Origin of the sequence: Streptomyces sp. NPDC006393 (genome assembly GCF_040628575.1) — a bacterium.
Classification (GTDB): Bacteria; Actinomycetota; Actinomycetes; order Streptomycetales; family Streptomycetaceae; genus Streptomyces.
In genome coordinates this window covers 1-16,740 of the sequence record NZ_JBEXZD010000043.1, presented here as the reverse complement: position 1 = coordinate 16,740, position 16,740 = coordinate 1, and the positions used below count along the sequence as shown (strand labels likewise).

The 16,740-nt window shown below is 70.3% G+C and carries 11 protein-coding genes and 1 pseudogene; 5 read left to right on the top strand and 7 right to left on the bottom strand.

What is annotated here, in order from left to right; all coding sequences use genetic code 11:
- The first annotated feature begins 519 nt into the window (after window positions 1-519).
- Complete coding sequence (locus ABZ484_RS19475; RefSeq protein WP_358867129.1) at window positions 520-1,605, top strand: hypothetical protein; 1,086 nt, start codon at window positions 520-522, stop codon at window positions 1,603-1,605.
- Here ABZ484_RS19475 and ABZ484_RS19470 read toward each other — a convergent pair.
- The 6 genes from ABZ484_RS19470 to ABZ484_RS19445 all read right to left on the bottom strand — a co-directional run bounded on the left by ABZ484_RS19470 (window position 1,580) and on the right by ABZ484_RS19445 (window position 9,800).
- Window positions 1,580-2,914, bottom strand: a complete 1,335-nt coding sequence (locus ABZ484_RS19470) for a hypothetical protein (protein ID WP_358867128.1) — start codon at window positions 2,912-2,914, stop codon at window positions 1,580-1,582. The two genes, ABZ484_RS19475 and ABZ484_RS19470, sit on opposite strands and share 26 nt — an antisense overlap.
- Before the next feature lie 217 nt (window positions 2,915-3,131).
- Window positions 3,132-4,505: an alpha-amylase family protein gene (locus ABZ484_RS19465; RefSeq protein WP_358867127.1), complete on the bottom strand. Its 1,374-nt coding sequence runs from the start codon at window positions 4,503-4,505 to the stop codon at window positions 3,132-3,134.
- A 147-nt stretch (window positions 4,506-4,652) separates the two neighbouring features.
- The gene (locus ABZ484_RS19460; RefSeq protein ID WP_358867126.1) at window positions 4,653-6,335 is read right to left on the bottom strand and encodes a glycoside hydrolase family 13 protein; all 1,683 of its coding nucleotides are present in this window, start codon (window positions 6,333-6,335) and stop codon (window positions 4,653-4,655) included.
- A 162-nt stretch (window positions 6,336-6,497) separates the two neighbouring features.
- The gene (locus ABZ484_RS19455) at window positions 6,498-7,403 is read right to left on the bottom strand and encodes an ABC transporter permease subunit (RefSeq protein WP_358867125.1); all 906 of its coding nucleotides are present in this window, start codon (window positions 7,401-7,403) and stop codon (window positions 6,498-6,500) included.
- A gap of 19 nt (window positions 7,404-7,422) precedes the next feature.
- On the bottom strand, window positions 7,423-8,427 hold the full coding sequence (locus tag ABZ484_RS19450; protein WP_358867124.1) for a sugar ABC transporter permease: 1,005 nt from the start codon (window positions 8,425-8,427) through the stop codon (window positions 7,423-7,425).
- A gap of 98 nt (window positions 8,428-8,525) precedes the next feature.
- The gene (locus ABZ484_RS19445; RefSeq protein WP_358867123.1) at window positions 8,526-9,800 is read right to left on the bottom strand and encodes an extracellular solute-binding protein; all 1,275 of its coding nucleotides are present in this window, start codon (window positions 9,798-9,800) and stop codon (window positions 8,526-8,528) included.
- Window positions 9,801-10,234: 434 nt separating this feature from the next.
- Between ABZ484_RS19445 and ABZ484_RS19440 the strand changes: the two genes are divergently transcribed.
- The 4 genes from ABZ484_RS19440 (at window position 10,235) to ABZ484_RS19425 (ending at window position 14,584) form a co-directional block, all read left to right on the top strand.
- The gene (locus tag ABZ484_RS19440; RefSeq protein WP_358867122.1) at window positions 10,235-11,269 is read left to right on the top strand and encodes a LacI family DNA-binding transcriptional regulator; all 1,035 of its coding nucleotides are present in this window, start codon (window positions 10,235-10,237) and stop codon (window positions 11,267-11,269) included.
- 104 nt (window positions 11,270-11,373) lie between these two features.
- Window positions 11,374-12,213 (top strand): phosphatase PAP2 family protein, encoded by an 840-nt coding sequence (locus tag ABZ484_RS19435; RefSeq protein WP_358867121.1) that lies wholly within the window; start codon window positions 11,374-11,376, stop codon window positions 12,211-12,213.
- Window positions 12,214-12,722: 509 nt separating this feature from the next.
- Window positions 12,723-13,748: an ATP-binding cassette domain-containing protein gene (locus ABZ484_RS19430; protein ID WP_358867120.1), complete on the top strand. Its 1,026-nt coding sequence runs from the start codon at window positions 12,723-12,725 to the stop codon at window positions 13,746-13,748.
- Entirely contained in the window at window positions 13,745-14,584 is an 840-nt protein-coding gene (locus tag ABZ484_RS19425; RefSeq protein WP_358867119.1) for an ABC transporter permease, read from the top strand. The genes ABZ484_RS19430 and ABZ484_RS19425 overlap by 4 nt, the downstream gene beginning before the upstream one ends.
- Before the next feature lie 23 nt (window positions 14,585-14,607).
- Here ABZ484_RS19425 and ABZ484_RS19420 read toward each other — a convergent pair.
- Window positions 14,608-16,740, bottom strand: a pseudogene (locus ABZ484_RS19420) (AfsR/SARP family transcriptional regulator); the annotation flags it as partial.

The window sequence follows — 16,740 nt, the reverse complement described above, 5'->3', positions numbered from 1 at the left end:
AGGGAGTTGCGGGAAGCGGCAGCCGCCGCTGCGGGCGGTCCGGGTTGCGCCACGCTGTTCCAGGAGTGAGCGTGGACAGCAGGGGGCGGCCGAAGCAGTGCGACGCAGAGCCCGTTCGGATCGATGATGGCCAGCACCACCCGGCGACGTTTCCTCCGCCTGACCAGCGCGTCCGCGCTGGCCGCGGTACTCGCCTCACCCACAGGTCCGGTGAGCGCGAGGCCCGCGCCCGACGTCCACGGCGAGACCGGAGCGGCCGCGCCCAGGGGGTCGGCGCCCCCCTCGCCCGAGCCTGCGAACCCGACGCCCAGCGCTCCACCGGCCACGCCGCCACCCGGCCCGTCGACGCCGGTCACCACGCCCTCGACGACGCCGACCCAGCCGTCGGGCACGCCTTCGCGACCGACCGGGACGCCGAGCCCCGGCGGCACGTCACAGACCGAGGAGTCGCCCGGTCCGAGCGGGAACGGCACCTCGGCGTCCGATGCCGCGACGCGGCAGAAGGAAGAGACCGACAAGGTGACGGCGGACCTGGACCGTCAGAAGGAGCAGGTTCCCCAGGAGCTGGTCCCGAGCGTCGGGCAACTGACCGCCAGTCTGCGGGCGGTGCAGGACCCGAAGACCCCGCCGCAGGAACGCGATGCCGTCATCCGGAGCGCGCGGGCGGTGAGTTCCGCACTGAAGGTCATCGCCGATCCCGGGACTCCTGGCGCGGTGCGGGGACAGCTGACCGGACTCGTGAAACAGGTGACCTCCACACTGGACGCGGCGAACCGCCCGGGGTTGGCGCCCGAGGACCGGCGCACGGCCTTCTTCGTCGCGGACAGAACGGCGCCCGCTCTCCGCGCGATCGGCGACAGCAGGACGCCGCACGGTCTGCGGAACGATCTGGCCGGAGCCGCGAGCGGCGCGCTGTCCGCCGTGCAGCGGCCTGCCCGGCGGTCGGGGGAACCCACCCAGCAGCTACGGCAAGCCGCCCGACAGTCACATGAAGCCGCGCAGTCGGTGGCGGTGGTGGTGGCCGAGAGCAGCGACCCGAGCACGCCCGACGACGGGAAGAAGGAACTGGCGCAGAGCGCGCACGAGGCAAGCGCGTCGGTGAACAAGGCCGACGACCCCACGGCGTCGGACGAGGAACGGGACAAGGCCCGGCAAGAGGCGGACCGGCGGATCGACAGCATGGAGCGGAAGCTGGAGGAGGTGATCTCCGCTCACGGCCTGCCGGACGTCCCGCTCGGCAAGGCGGCCGAGGTCTGCACCAACGCCGTCTTCGACTCCGCCCCGCAGGACACACTCGGCAGGAATCTGAAGACCCTGCTTCCCAAGAAGTGGAGCACGGAAGGCGTCAAGGACTTCTGGAAGTCCAAGGAAAAGGGGAACGACGTCCTCGACGTCCTCACCCAGTTGCGCAACGACGCGTTCGCCGACGCCCCGATGGAAGTCGAACGGCTCGTTCCCGGGCTCGCCGAAACGGTACCGGCAAGGGAACTCTTCGGGACCCTCGGCACTCCGGCGCTCCACTGCCTGCGGGCCGCTCTGCAGCTCGACAAGGACTCGGGGATCCAGTCGGGTACCTGGGTCAAGAAGGCCGAGGAGAAGGAATAGACCTCATCAGCTCGGCCAGGGACACCTCTGAGTCCGCTTCGACCGTCGAGACACCGAACCTGGCCAGGTCCTCCTTCTCCTCCGCATTGTCGATCCCCCTGCCGTCGAGGTGGTAGGTGGAAATGGAGTACACCGGAGCGTCCTTCGGCGACCAGGTCGCCAGGACGTAATGCGTGCCGCGGGTCACGTTGACCAGGTTGTTGTTGTGGCGCACTCTGCCCAGGTACATGAGCCTGTCCCCGCACTGGTTCGCGATGCACGTCGTGCCCTTCCTCTCCTTCCACGACGCCCGCTTCTTCTTGAACTCCTCCACGTCGATCCGTCCCCGTTCCTTTCTCATGTAGGTGAGCTGGAGTTCGACGTCGAGCAGGTCGTACTTCGCGTCCATGGGGAGCTGGAACACGTGCTCCCGGGTGTCTTCCTGCCCGCTTTCGAGCAGAGTGCCGGGCTCGTAGAATCGCCCGCTGCTCATACGGGAGAAAGCGAGTCGATCGACGTGGCGTTCCGCCTCCTCATACCCCTCGCCGAAACTCTGCCTCCACTCCTTCACCGACGAGGATCCCTGCTCCGAGTACGTGGCGGTTCTGCCGTAGATCGTGAAATCATCGATGATGATGTACACCGCATACGCTCCGGTGTTCTTGACGGAGAGTTTCAGCGGGACCTGGACGAACGGGAGTCGGCGGTCCGCCCGCGCGGTGCCGAACTCCGCCTTCAGAGTGAAGTGCATGGGGGCGACCGTGGGCTGGTACAGGGTGGAATAGGCAAGGCTGAGCGTCGTGAAGAGGACCGATGCGAACACTCCGGCGGCGAATCTCCTCGGTTGCGGAACACCCTTCCACGGCCTCTCCCGGAGCAGCAGGACGAGCGCCCACACCGACCAGCACCACAGCGGCGCGAAGGCCGCCAGGTAGGGCGTGTACTGCCTCTCGTCGAGCCACATCAGGAGGAGAAGGCTGTCGGTGGCCAGCGATATGAGGACGCCGAGCAGGACGATCGCACCGGACATCCTCGACTGCCGTTTCCCCCAGAAGTCGAGCACCGAGACCGCCGCCGCGACCTGCACCAGACCGAACAGGACGAACAGGGCCCCGGTCACCCGTTGCGCGAACGTCAGCGCGCCGGAGGCGTCCGGCCATCCGATCAATCCGCTCAGGACCGCGGACGCGAGCAGTCCGGCCAGCACGAGGAGGCCGGCCGTGCGTCGTCTCCAGGCCCGGTCGGGCCACGTACCGCTGTCCCCGCCGCGCCAGTACACCGATGCCGGGTCCGTCACGTCCACGTCCGGGTGACCGAGACGGTCCAGCATGCCGCGCAGCTCACGCAGCGACCAGGTACTGCCCACGGTGTCGCCGCCCACGGTGACCCGGCGAAGGCCACGGCCGTCCGGTGCCTCCACGACGACCCAGGGACGGATGCTCATGCGACCAGCCTCGGACCGGAGCCGGGACCGCGCACGCGCGGTTGCTCCGGTCGGCCCTGGGGCCCACGGCGTCGACGCGGTGGGCCCCGGGGCGCGGACGGGTTCAGCAGCTCGGCTTGCCGGCGTAGATCGCCAGCGCCGTGTTCGCGCCGAGGGAGGCGGTGAACTGCCCGCTGGAGTTCACCGTCACCGATGTCCTGTTCTGCACGTTGCAGTACGTGCCCGCCGGGAGGGACGTCTGGTAGGTGCGGGTCAGGGTGTACGACTCGTGGTTGATGGCGACGTAGCCCTTGCTGCCGCGGCCGAAGGCGATCGCGTCGGCGCCGTCGTCCCACCAGTTGGTGACCGCCTGGCCGCGGGTGGCGTTGCGGAAGGCGACCATGGACATGATCTCGGGCCACTTGTGCTGGCACTTCCAGCCGTCCTGCCAGCAGGCGCCCACCTGACCGCCGTTCGGCGGGCCCGCGTCCGGGTCGGACCACTCGTAGCCGGAGTTGATGTCGGGCGCGCCGTAGGGCCAGGCGAGCATGAAGACGTTGGCCAGGGTGTAGTTGGCGCCGTCCTTGTAGTTGAGCGTGGAGCCGTTGCGCTCGGTGTCGTGGTTGTCGACGAAGACGCCGGCGACCGAGTTGCTCAGGTAGCCCCAGCCCTCACCGTAGTTCTTGAGGTAGGCGAGGTTCTCGTTGTTGAAGACCCGCTTGAGGTCGTAGGCGTAGCGGAACTCCTGGACGTCGCCGTTGCCGGTGTACTCGGTGGGCTGGACGGCCTCGCCGGCGCCGTAGATGACCTCCTGCTTCCAGTAGGCGTTCGGGTTGGTCAGGCGGGACTTGATGTTCGCCAGGTCGGCCGCGTCGATGTGCTTGGCCGCGTCGATGCGGAAGCCGTCGACGCCGAGGGAGAGCAGGTCGTTCATGTAGCCGGCGATGGTCTTGCGGACGTACTCCTCGCCGGTGTCGAGGTCGGCGAGGCCCACCAGTTCGCAGTGCTGGACGTTCCAGCGGTCCTGGTAGTTGCTGACCTGGGCGGTGCAGTCGTCGAAGTCGTAGACCGAGTACAGGCCGGGGTAGTCGTACTTCGTGTACGAGGAGCCGCCGGTGCCGGTGCCGCTGCCCGCGGACATGTGGTTGATGACGGTGTCGACGACGACCTTCACTCCGGACGCGTGACAGGTGCTGACCATGTTCTGGAACGAGGCGCGGTCGCCGAGCCGCCCTGCGATCTTGTAGCTGACCGGCTGGTACGACGTCCACCACTGCGAGCCCTGTATGTGCTCGGCGGGCGGGGAGACCTGGACGTAGCCGTAGCCGGCCGGTCCGAGGGTGCTGGTGCACTCCTTGGCGACGGAGGCGTAGTTCCACTCGAAGAGGACGGCGGTGACGTCCTTGGTGCCGGGCGGGGAGGCGTCGGCGGTCGTCGGGGTCATGACAATGGTGGCCGCCGCGAGCGCGAGGGCGCCGGAAAGGGATCTGCGTGCCATGTGGGGGTCCTTCTCCGTTGAAGGCTCGTTGAAGGCGCTTGCTGAAAGCTCCAGCAAGAATTTCCGTGACGCAGATGGTAAGGGCCCGCTGCCGGAAAGGGCAGCGGGCCGGAGGAAGTTGAGGCCAAAAGTTTTGCGGAGCGGCCGTCAGGCCGTGGTCCACCACACCGTCGTGTCGGCCGGGACCTTCGTCTCGTCGTCGGCCTCGGTGAACTCGCCGCTGGCGAGCAGGACCCGCCCGTAGGACGGGGTCGTCACGGACTCGCCCGTCGTGTTGGCCACGCAGACGAAGTCGCCGCGCCGGAAGGCCAGGACGCCCTCGGGGGCGCGCAGCCACTGGACCGAGTCGCCCGCGCCGAGGTCGGGCCGCGCACGGCGGACGCTCAGCGCGGAGCGGTACAGCTCCAGGGTGGAGCCGGGCACGCCCTGCTGGGCCTCGACGCTCAGCTCGCCCCAGGTCGTGGGCTGCGGCAGCCAGCTGCCCCCGCCGCCGAAGCCGTACGAGGAGCCCGCGCGGGTCCACGGGATCGGCACCCGGCAGCCGTCGCGGAAGCCGTCCTGGCCGGCGCCGCGGAAGTACGCCGGGTCCTGGCGCACCTCGTCGGGCAGGTCGACGACGTCCGGCAGGCCCAGTTCCTCGCCCTGGTAGACGTAGGCCGAGCCGGGCAGGGCGAGCATGAGGAGAGTGGCGGCCCTGGCCCTGCGCAGGCCCAGCGCGCGGTCGCCCGCCGTGCGGATCTGGGTGCCGAGGCCGGGCGGGTTGGCGAAGCGGGTGGCGTGCCGGGTGACGTCGTGGTTCGACAGCACCCAGGTGGCGGGGGCGCCGACCGGGCGCATCGCCTCGAGGGTGCGGTCGATGACCGTACGCAGCTGCCCGGCGTCCCAGTCCGTGCCCAGGTACTGGAAGTTGAAGGCCTGGTGGAGCTCGTCGGGGCGGACGTAGTTCGCGGTGCGCTCGACGGTCGGCGTCCACGCCTCGGCGACGAAGATTTTCTCGCCCGCGTACTCGTCGAGCACCTTGCGCCACTGCCGGTACACCTCGTGCACGCCGTCCTGGTCGAAGAACGGCATGACATCGTTGCCCAGCAGCTTCAGCTGGTCGTGGGTGCCGAGGTCGGGCAGGCCGTCGGCCTTGACCAGGCCGTGGGCCACGTCGATGCGGAAGCCGTCGACGCCCATGTCCAGCCAGAAGCGCAGGATCGAGCGGAACTCGTCGCCGACGGCCGGGTGCTCCCAGTTGAAGTCGGGCTGCTCGGGGGCGAACAGGTGCAGGTACCACTCGCCCGGGGTGCCGTCCGGTTCGGTGACCCGGGTCCAGGCCGGTCCGCCGAAGATCGACTCCCAGTCGTTCGGCGGGAGCTCGCCGTGCTTCCCCTTGCCGGGACGGAAGTGGTAGCGCTCGCGCAGCGGGGAGCCGGGGCCCTCAGCCACGGCGCGCTTGAACCACTCGTGCTGGTCGGAGGAGTGGTTGGGCACGAGGTCGACGATGATCCTCAGGCCCAGTCCGTGGGCGTCGCGGATCAGCGCGTCGGCGTCGAGCAGGTTGCCGAACATGGGGTCGACGGCCCGGTAGTCGGCGACGTCGTAGCCGGCGTCGGCCTGCGGGGAGGCGTAGAAGGGGCTGAGCCACACGGCGTCCACACCGAGGTCGCGCAGGTACGGCAGGCGGGAGCGGACACCCTCCAGATCGCCCATGCCGTCGCCGTTGCTGTCGGCGAAGCTGCGCGGATAGACCTGGTAGATCACCGCGTCCCGCCACCAGTCGCGGCGGTCGGCGACGGTGGCGACGGCGGAGTCGTCGGCCGGGGCTGCAGTGTGCTGCTGGCTCATGGCGTCCTTGGTACGTAACAGGGTCATTGTGGGCGTGGGTACGGCGGCTCGGGCGGGCCGGGGGTGCGAGGCGGCCGCGGTGTCAGCGGGGTCGGATGGGCACCGCGGCCGCCTACCCGCGCGCTCGGGGCACGCGGGAGTCCTGCTCCGGTGGGCGGGGCGTCAGCCCTTGGTGCCGCCCGAGGTGAGGCCGGTGACGAGGTTCCTCTGCACGAGGTAGAAGAACACCGACACGGGTATCGCGATCAGCACCGCGGTGGCGGCCATGTAGTTCCACTGGGCGTCGTGCTCGCTGACGAAGCTCTGCAGTCCGACGGCGAAGGTGTACTTCGAGTCGTCCAGCAGGAAGGTGGTGGCGAACGCGACCTCGCCGACGGCGGTGATGAAGTTGTAGAAGGCGGCCACGGCCAGGCCCGGGCGGGCCAGCGGCAGGATCAGCCGGAAGAAGGTGCCGAAGGGGGTGAGCCCGTCGACGCGTCCGGCCTCGTCGATCTCGAAGGGGATGGTGTCGAAGTAGCCCTTGAGCAGCCAGGCGCTGTAGGGCACGGCCGTGGTGCAGTTGATGATGATCAGGGACCAGTAGGTGTCGATGAGACCCAGATCGCTGAAGATGTCGTACATCGGCACGATCAGGATGGCGATCGGGAAGGCCTGCGTGAGCAGCAGGACCCACATCAGCTGCTTGTAACCGGGAAAGCGCATCCGCGAGACGGCGTAGCCGGTGGTGGCGGCGACGAAGACGCCGATCAGCGTGGTGCCGAGGGCCACGATCATCGTCGACTTGAACCAGTCGAAGAAGGCGGTGTCCTCGAGGACGAAGCTGTAGTTGGAGAAGGTGAGCTTGCCCAGGATCTTGCCGGGGTGCAGGTAGTCGTCCTTCTCGGGACCGAGCGACAGGAAGAAGAGCCAGGCCACCGGGGCCAGCGCGATGAGGCTCGCGACGGCGAGGCCGCCGTGCAGGAGGGCGGCGCCGAGCGGGCCGCGCTCGCCCCGCCGGCGGGTGCGGCGTGGCCGCGCCGGGGCGGGGGCCGGCCCGGCCGCTGTCTTGTCGAGGGTCGTGGTGCTCATGGCGGCGGCTCCTGCGGCGTCAGACGGCGAGCTGGTCATTGCGCTTCAGCCAGCGGAAGTAGAAGGAGGTGAAGACGGTCAGGATCGACAGCAGCAGCACGCCGTACGCGGCGGACTGGGCGAAGTCCCGCGGCTGCTGTCCGAAGCCCAGCTGGTAGGCCCAGGTGACGAGGATCTGGGCGTCCGGGGCGGAGTTCTTGCCGAACAGCAGGAAGATGATGACGAACTGGTTGAAGGTCCAGATGATGCCCAGCAGTACGACGGTGGAGCTGACCGAGCGCAGGCCCGGCAGCGTGACGTGCCGGAACCGCTGCCAGGGACTCGCGCCGTCCATCTCCGCGGCCTCGTACAGCGAGGAGTCGATGGACTGAAGACCGCCGAGCAGCGAGAGCATCATGAACGGCACACCGCACCAGGTGTTGACCATGATCGCGGCGAACCGCTGCCAGAAGGTGTCCTCCAGCCACTGCGGCTGGGGCAGGTGGAGCTGGCCGAGGATCTGGTTGAGCACGCCGGAGTCGGCGAGCATGATCCGCCAGGAGAAGACGGTCACGAAGGTCGGCACGGCCCAGGGCAGCACCAGGATCAGCCGGTAGAAGGTGCGTCCGCGCAGCTTCTGGTTGAGCATCAGCGCGAGGCCGAGGCCGATGGTGTAGTGCAGGACCACGCAGGCGGCGGTCCAGAAGACGGTCCACAGGAAGTGCGACCAGAAGCGGTCGTACGCCGTCGGCCCGAACAGGATGTCCTTGTAGTTGTCCAGGCCGATGAACTTGTAGGTGGCGTCGATGTGGTTGACGCCGATGGTGCGCGCCGAGTTGAGGCTGTTGGCGTCGGTGAGGGTGAGGTAGCCGCCGCGCAGCAGCGGGTAGCCGACGAGGACGCCGAGCACGACCACCACCGGGGCGATCATCGCGTAGGCGTACCAGTTCCTGTGGAAGCCGTTCTTGAGGCGCTGGCCCAGGCCGGGCCGCGGCGCGCGGCCACCGCGGCGCTTGCCGGTGGCGCGGTCGATGGCGACTGTCATGTTCGACACCTTCGGGGAGATCAGGGGGCGGGCCTGGGCACAGGCCGGTGGCCGCCGGATCCTTCCCCCTTACAGGGGAATCCGGCGGCCACGCGGGCTCACTTGCTGAAGTCGGGCACCAGCTTGGCGATCGCGAGCTCGGCGTTGCTCAGGCCCTTGTCCAGGGACTCCTTGCCGCCGGCGATCTTGGGGAGCTCGGTGTCGAGCGGGCCCCACAGGGAGCTGTACTCGGGCAGCGCCGGGCGCGGCTGGGCGGCGGCCAGGACGCCCTGGTAGCCGGCGATGCCGGGGTCGGCCTTGACCTGGGCGGTGTAGGCGTCGCCGCGGGTGGGCAGCGTGGAGTTCTTCAGGGCGATGGTCTCCTGGGACTTCGCCGAGGTCATGAACTTCACGAACTTCAGGGCCGCGGCCTGGTGGGCCTTGTCGGAGCCGGCGTAGACCGAGAGGTTGTGGCCGCCGGTCGGGGCGCCCGCCTTGCCGGTGGAGCCGGCCGGGACGGTGGCGATGCCGAGGTTGGACTTGTCCTTGAACGCGGAGCCCTTGTAGAAGTTGGTGATCTCCCACGGGCCCTGGATGATCGCGGCGACCTTGCCGTTGACGAACGCGTCCTGGATGTGCGCGTAGGCGTCGGCGGTGGCGTCGGCCTTGTGCAGGCCCTTGCCGGAGAAGGTGCTCAGCCAGGTGCCGTAGGCCTTCTTGGCGGTGGGCGAGTTCACCGTGATCTTCTTGGCGGCGGCGTCGACGGTGTCGGTGCCCTCGCCGTACAGGAAGGACTGGGCGTAGTAGGCCTGGGTGGAGCCCCAGTAGCCGTCGACGCCGGCCTTGTCCTTGATCTTGGCGGCGTCGGACTTCAGCTCGTCCCAGGTCTTGGGCGCCTCGGTGATGCCGGCCTTCTGGAACAGGGCCTTGTTGTAGACCAGGGCCAGGGTGTCGGTGACCAGCGGCACGCCGTAGGTCTTGCCCTCGTACTGGGCCTGCGTGATCAGGTTGGGCTGGAACTGGGACTGGTCCGCGAGGGCCTCGGTGCCGTCCAGCGGCAGGAAGTAGCCCTTCTTGGCGAAGGCGGGGGTCCAGCCGACCTCGGAGCGCAGGATGTCCGGGGCGCCCTTGGAGCCGGCGGCGGTGTCGAACTTGTTCTGCGCCTGGTCGAAGGGCACGTTGACGTACTTGACCTTGATGTCCTTGTTGGCGGCCTCGAACTGCTTGACCAGGGCCTGGTACGTCGGCGCCTCGTTGGTGGCGTTGGAGGTGTCCCACCAGGTGATGGTCACCGGACCGTCGGACTTGTCGCTGCCGCTGTCGCTCCCGCCGCAGGCCGTCGCCGCGAGGGCGAGGGACGCCACCAGCGCGGTGGCCGCTATGCCACGCCGCATGAGTTCTCCTTGAGGGTGAAAGCCCGTGAACAGGAAGCGGTCCCGCCCGCTCCTGCAGACTTGCCGACTGCGCCGTTGCGGCCGCCGGGCGACGGTGAGAGTAGCCGCGCTTGTCAGCGGCGCGAAAGACCTTGCAGAAAAAAAATGCAAGAAGCCGCGACAGTTACCCCGCCGTGACCTGCCGGTCCCGGCCCCGCGCCCCCGAATTCACGCGGATCGGCGGCCCCTCGGACACTTGTGCAAGACTCTGCAAGCTCTTGCCATACGGTGGCGAGGGGGGAATCATCCCGTTGCGGACCGGACGTCGGGACCGGACGCCGACCACGACACGAGGGAACGCGATGACGCAGCAGCCCACAGCGGGCCGTACAACGGCACGCACCAGGCGCCCGATCGGTGGGCACGGGGGATCGCGACCGGTACAGTCCAGTGCTGTGACCACACGGCTTGCCGACATCGCCGCGCAGGCGGGGGTGAGCGAAGCGACCGTCAGCCGCGTCCTCAACGGGAAGCCGGGCGTCGCCGCCACCACCCGCCAGTCCGTGCTGGCCGCGCTCGACGTCCTCGGCTACGAGCGCCCCGTCCGCCTGCGGCAGCGCAGCGAGGGCCTGGTGGGCCTGATCACCCCGGAGCTGGAGAACCCCATCTTCCCGGCGCTCGCCCAGGTCATCGGCCAGGCGCTCACCCGGCAGGGCTACACGCCGGTGCTGGCCACCCAGACCCCGGGCGGCTCCACGGAGGACGAGCTGACCGAGATGCTGGTGGACCGCGGGGTCGCCGGCATCATCTACGTCTCGGGTCTGCACGCGGACACCACGGCCGACATGGAGCGCTACGAGCGCCTGCGCGCCCAGGGCGTGCCCTACGTCCTGGTGGACGGCTTCTCCCCGAAGGTGCAGGCGCCGTTCATCTCCCCCGACGACCGCGCGGCGATGACCCTGGCCGTCACCCACCTCGTCTCGCTGGGCCACACCCGCATCGGCCTGGCGCTCGGCCCCAAGCGCTTCGTCCCGGTCCAGCGCAAGATCGAGGGCTTCGTCCGGGCGATGCAGGACCAACTCGACCTGACCCCGGCCGTCGTCGAGTCCGAACTGGTCCAGCACTCGCTCTACACCCTGGAGGGCGGCCAGGCCGCCGCGACGGCGCTCATCGACCGCGACTGCACGGCGATCGTCTGCGCCAGCGACATGATGGCGCTGGGCGCGATACGGGCGGCCCGGCAACGCGGCCTGGAGGTGCCCCGGGACGTCTCCGTGGTCGGCTTCGACGACTCCCCCCTGATCGCCTTCACCGACCCGCCGCTGACGACGATCCGCAAGCCGGTCCCGGCGATGGGCCAGGCGGCCGTGCGCACCCTGCTGGAGGAGATCGGCGGGACACCGGCGCCGCACAGCGAGTTCGTGTTCATGCCGGAGCTGGTGGTACGCGGCTCCACGGCATCGGCCCCAGGGGACCGCAACCGCGCCTAGCTCCTGTCTCGCCCCCAGGGGGTGTCCCGCCCCCAGGACATGCGATCCGGACCCGGCCGGGGGATGATCTGCGCAAGAAGTCTTTTCTGGCAGACTCTGTGCCCATGGGTGACACGACGGTGACGCGACCGGAAGGCCCGGAACTTCAGGCCCTTCCCCACCCCGCCACGGACGACACCCCGCCCGCCCCCACCCGTCGTCCGCGCACCCCCCGCCACCCCCGGCTGTGGTTCGAGATCCTGCTGATCGCGGTCAGTTACTGGACGTACTCGCTCATCCGCAACGCGGTTCCGGAACAGCGGGCGAAGGCGCTGGGCAACGCGGACCGGGTCTGGCACGTGGAGCACCAACTGGGCATCGCCGCCGAGCAGACGATCAACCATGCCGTCGACTCGGTGACTTGGCTGATCATCGGCATGAACTACTACTACGCGACACTGCACTTCGTGGTCACCGTGGGCGTGCTGGTCTGGCTCTACCGCAGCCACCCGGGCCGCTACGCGGCGGCGCGCCTGGCCCTCTTCGCCACCACGGGAGTCGCCCTCCTCGGCTACTACCTCTTCCCCCTGGCGCCACCGCGCCTGATGGCCGGCGGCCACTTCATCGACACGGTGCAGGTCCACCACACCTGGGGCTCCATGGCCTCCGGCGACCTCAAGCACATGTCCAACCAGTACGCCGCGATGCCCTCGATGCACATCGGCTGGTCCCTGTGGTGCGGGCTGACGCTCTTCGCCCTCACCGCCGTCCCCTGGGTACGTGTCCTCGCGGTCCTGTACCCCGCGGCCACCCTCCTCGTCATCGTCGCGACCGCCAACCACTTCTGGCTCGATGCGGTGGGCGGCGTGCTGTGCCTCGCCGTGGGCTTCACCGTCGCCCGAACCTGGTACGGGGCGCTGCCCCACGCCCTGCCGCGAAGGGCTTGGCAGCCGGCGAGAGCGTAGGCGACTCGGCGGTGCACCTGAGTGGGGGCTGCTCTGGGGTGGGAGCGCTCACCGCGCGTGCGGGGTGCCGCTGCGCCCACCCGTGCCGCCCTGCGGCACGACTGCCCGCAGCTCCGCGGGCACGGCACTGCCCGCAGCCACCACGACGGCCGCAGCCGACGCAGCGCGCCACCACGGACCCGCACCCGCCCGACGGCGGGAGCGGGGTGTGGGGGTGGGGCGCGGCCCGCCGCGTACTGCGGTCCCTCCTCCGCCCACCCCACTCCTCCGGGCCGTATGTCCGTGTGCGGCGGGCCGACCCCACCCCCACACCCCCGACCCACCCACACACAGCAGGCGCCCCCACCCACGGACCGCAGGCGCCCCACACCCCGTAGGCGCCCCGCCCACGAACCGCAGGCACCCCCCACACCCCGTAGGCGCCCCACCCCAGGGAACGGCAGACGCTGTCGGCAGCCTGTCGGTGGGATGTCGGCGCTTTGTCGGTGGGGGCTGGGACAGTCATTGCCATGACGCGAATCGACAACAAGCCCAGCGGCGCGGGCAACGCCGTGACCGTGCGGGGGCTGGTCAAGCACTACGGCGAGACCAAGGCGCTGGACGGCGTCGACCTGGACGTGCGCGAGGGCACCGTGATGGGCGTGCTCGGCCCGAACGGCGCCGGCAAGACCACCCTCGTACGCATCCTGTCCACGCTGCTGGCCCCCGACGCCGGCCAGGCCACCGTCGCCGGCTACGACGTCGTCCGCCAGCCCAGGCAGCTGCGCCGGGTGATCGGACTCACCGGCCAGTACGCCTCCGTGGACGAGAAGCTCCCGGGCTGGGAGAACCTCTACATGATCGGCCGGCTCCTGGACCTGTCCCGCAAGGACGCCCGCGCCCGCGCCGACGAACTGCTGGAGCGCTTCTCCCTCACCGAGGCCGCCCGCCGCCCGGCGAGCACGTACTCCGGCGGCATGCGCCGCCGCCTCGACCTGGCCGCCTCGATGATCGGCCGGCCCGCCGTCCTCTACCTCGACGAGCCGACCACCGGCCTCGACCCCCGCACCCGCAACGAGGTCTGGGACGAGGTCAAGGAGATGGTCGGCGACGGCGTCACCGTCCTGCTCACCACCCAGTACATGGAGGAGGCCGAGCAGCTCGCCTCCGAGCTGACCGTCGTCGACCGCGGCAAGGTCATCGCGAACGGCGGCATCGAGGAGCTCAAGGCGAAGGTCGGCGGCCGCACCCTGCGCGTACGTCCGGCCGACCCGCTGGAGCTGCGCCCGCTCGCGGCGATGCTCGACGAGCTGGGCATCACCGGCCTGGCCTCGACGACCGTGGACACCGAGACCGGCTCCCTGGTCGTGCCGATCCTCAGCGACGAGCAGCTGACCGCCGTGGTCGGCGCGGTCACCGCGCGCGGTATCACCATCGCCTCCATCACCACCGAACTGCCCAGCCTGGACGAGGTCTTCCTGTCCCTCACCGGCCACCGCGCCAGTGCCCCGCAGGACGCCCGGCCCGCCGACGCCCGCGAGGAGATCACCGTATGAGCGCGACCGCCGCAACCGCCACCGCAACCGCCCCCGCCGGCGCCACCGCCGCCGACGTCCGGATCCCGCTGCGCGGGCATCTGCGCCACACCGGCGCCCTCATCCGCCGCAACCTGCTGTGGATCAAGCAGGACCCCGAGTCGATGTTCGACGCACTGCTGATGCCGGTCGTCTTCACCCTGCTGTTCGTGTACGTCTTCGGCGGCTCGATCGGGCAGGCCCTGGGCGGCGGTCAGGACGGGTATGTGCAGTACGTCATCCCGGGCATGATCGCGATGATGAGCATGACGCTGTCCCAGGGTGTCGGCACCGGCTTCAGCCAGGACTTCAACTCCGGTGTCATGGACCGCTTCCGGTCCCTGCCGATCGGCCGCGGCTCGGTGCTGTTCGCGAAGATCACGGTGGAGCTGGTGCGGATGCTGTTCGCGACCACCGTGCTGATGATCGTCGCCGTACTGGTCGGGTTCGACATCCACCGCTGGGGCGGTCTGTTCGCCGCTGTCGGCCTGTCCGCGGTGTTCGCCTCCTCGATCATGTGGGTGTTCCTCACCCTGGGCGTGATCCTGAAGAACGCGCAGTCCGTGCAGGCGATGGGCTTCCTGGTGCTGTTCCCGCTCCAGTTCGGCTCGTCGATCTTCGCGCCGACCAAGTCGATGCCGGGCTGGCTGCAGGCCTTCACCGACTACAACCCGCTGTCCACGCTCGCGGACGCGTCGCGCGGACTGATGATCGGCGGCCCCGTGGCGCACGACCTGTGGGTGACGCTGGGCTGGTCGGTGGCGATCACGGCGGTGATGGCGCCCGTGGCCGTCCACAAGTTCCGTACCAAGACCTGACGCGCCCCGCGGGCCGGTACGGGTCACAGCAGGGCGGCGGCCTCCTCCGGGGAGAGGCCGCCGCCGTCGGCGTACGCGGCCTCGTACTCCCCCTCGCCGAGCACGCCCCGGATCCGCGCCACCACCAGGTCCCTGCAGTGACGCTCCAGGACCGAGGGGATGTGCTGGGGCGGCAGCAGCCCGTCGGCCACGGCCAGGCAGCGGGCGGCGTCGTGGGCGCGGCTGCCGCCGTCGGCGTCGACGAGGGCCAGGGCGCCGACGGTCAGGTAGGAGGAGCGCATCTGGGGCGCGATGGTCAGGGACAGCGGCTCCTGCGCCCGCCGGAACGCCCGGCGGGCCTTGTCCAGGGCGTCCTCGTGACGGCCGTCGAGCGCGTCCAGCCACGCCTCCATGCCCAGGATGAAACCGTCGAAGACGACGAAGTGGGAGAGCGTGAACTCCACGCGCAGCAGCCGCAGTTGTTCCCGTGCCTCGGGAACGCGGCCACGGGTGCTGAGCCAGCCGGCCAGGAAGAGCCGGGCGAAGGGCGTCGCCTCGTTGGCGGCGGCGCCGCCCTGCTGCTCGATCACCTCGCGCAGCAGTCGTTCGCCGCGTTCGCCCTGGCCCGCCTCCAGCAGGGCGCTGCCGAGCCGGGCGCCGAGCATCGTGACCTGGGACGGCGCGCCGAGGCGTTCGGCGTGCTCCATGGCCGCCTCGAAGTCGGCGGCGGCCCGGAGGTACTGACCGCTGCGCTCGTAGGCCTCACCGCGCGCGGAGAGAGCCTCCGTCAGCCCCCAGGAGTCCCCGAGGCGGCGGTGGATCTCCAGCGCCTCTTCGGCGTCGCGCAGCGCGTCGCCGGCCATGTCGGAGCGGTTGGCCAGCAGGTTCGCGCGCATCTGCAACGCGTTGGCGAGCTCCCATTCGAATCCGGGGGCGCTGCGGCAGGTGCGTACGGCGGCGTCGGCGATGACGCGCATCCGGTCCGTGTCGCCGGTCATGATCACGGCGAAGAACCACAGCATGCCGGGGGCGCGGCAGGTCTGCGGCATCCCGGGCTCGTAGACCTCGGAGATGATCTCGAGCTTGCGTTTGGCCGCCGGGGTCTCCCACGCTTCCAGTTCGGTGTCCATGCAGGCCAGATGGGCCAGGTGGACGCCGCGCCGGGCCTCGGCGAGCACCTCGCCGGTCATCGGCGGCGGAGTGTCCGTGCACGGCCGCCACACCGGGGCGGCGTGGCGCACCGGGTCGGTGAACGGGTCCGGGCCGAGCGCCATCACCTCGACACACCAGTTGCGGGCCTCGATGCGCACGTCCCTCATGTGCCAGTAGGCGAAGAGCGAGAGGATCAGGCACAGGGCCTCCTGCTCGTCGCGTTCGGCGACGGCGTGCCGCAGGGCGGTGCGCAGGTTCTCGTACTCCAGCTCGAACCGGGCTATGGCCTGGCGCTGGTCGGGGCCGCGCAGCAACGGGTCGGTGGTGCGGGCGAGTTCGCGGTAGTACGTCAGGTGGGCGCGCTCGGCGTCGGCGCGGCCGGCCCGCTGGTCGAGCCGTTCGCCCGCGTACTCGGCGACGGTCTCCAGCAGCCGGTAGCGCATCTCCCCGTCGGGGCCGGGGGCGGCCACCACGAGGGACTTGTCGACGAGGGAGCCGAGGGCGGTGAAGGCGGCGGGCCCGCACACGGCCTCCGCGGCGGCCAGGTCGCAGCCGCCGGCGAAGACGGACAGCCGGCCGAGCACGTCCCGCTCGTCCTCGTCGAGCAGGTCCCAGGACCAGTCGACGACGGCCCGCAGGGTCTGCTGGCGGGGCAGGACGGTACGGCTGCCCGAGGTGAGCAGGCGGAAGCGGTCGTCGAGCCGGTCGGCGATCTGGCGCGGGGTGAGCATGCGCAGCCGGGCCGCGGCGAGTTCGATGCCGAGGGGCAGGCCGTCCAGGCGCCGGCAGATCTCGGCGCACGCCGCGGCCGTCTCCTCGTCCGCGTCGATCCGGAAACCGGGCCGTACGGCCGCTCCCCGCTCGGCCAGCAGCCGTAGCGCCACCGGCTCGGGCAGCGGCTCCACCGGGCGCAGCACCTCGCCGGGCACGCCGAGGGGTTCGCGGCTGGTGGCGAGGACGGTGAGGTGCGGGCAGCGGGCCAGCAGCTCCTCGACGAGGTGCGCGGCGGCGCCGACGACGTGCTC

Bases quoted from the DNA above. Each gene is read 5' to 3' on its own strand.
- ABZ484_RS19435 (WP_358867121.1), top strand. From the start codon at position 11,374: ATGGGTGACACGACGGTGACGCGACCGGAAGGCCCGGAACTTCAGGCC.
- ABZ484_RS19445 (WP_358867123.1), bottom strand. From the start codon at position 9,800: ATGCGGCGTGGCATAGCGGCCACCGCGCTGGTGGCGTCCCTCGCCCTC.
- ABZ484_RS19470 (WP_358867128.1), bottom strand. From the start codon at position 2,914: ATGCTGGACCGTCTCGGTCACCCGGACGTGGACGTGACGGACCCGGCA.
- ABZ484_RS19425 (WP_358867119.1), top strand. From the start codon at position 13,745: ATGAGCGCGACCGCCGCAACCGCCACCGCAACCGCCCCCGCCGGCGCC.
- ABZ484_RS19460 (WP_358867126.1), bottom strand. From the start codon at position 6,335: ATGAGCCAGCAGCACACTGCAGCCCCGGCCGACGACTCCGCCGTCGCC.
- ABZ484_RS19430 (WP_358867120.1), top strand. From the start codon at position 12,723: ATGACGCGAATCGACAACAAGCCCAGCGGCGCGGGCAACGCCGTGACC.
- ABZ484_RS19465 (WP_358867127.1), bottom strand. From the start codon at position 4,505: ATGGCACGCAGATCCCTTTCCGGCGCCCTCGCGCTCGCGGCGGCCACC.
- ABZ484_RS19455 (WP_358867125.1), bottom strand. From the start codon at position 7,403: ATGAGCACCACGACCCTCGACAAGACAGCGGCCGGGCCGGCCCCCGCC.
- ABZ484_RS19450 (WP_358867124.1), bottom strand. From the start codon at position 8,427: ATGACAGTCGCCATCGACCGCGCCACCGGCAAGCGCCGCGGTGGCCGC.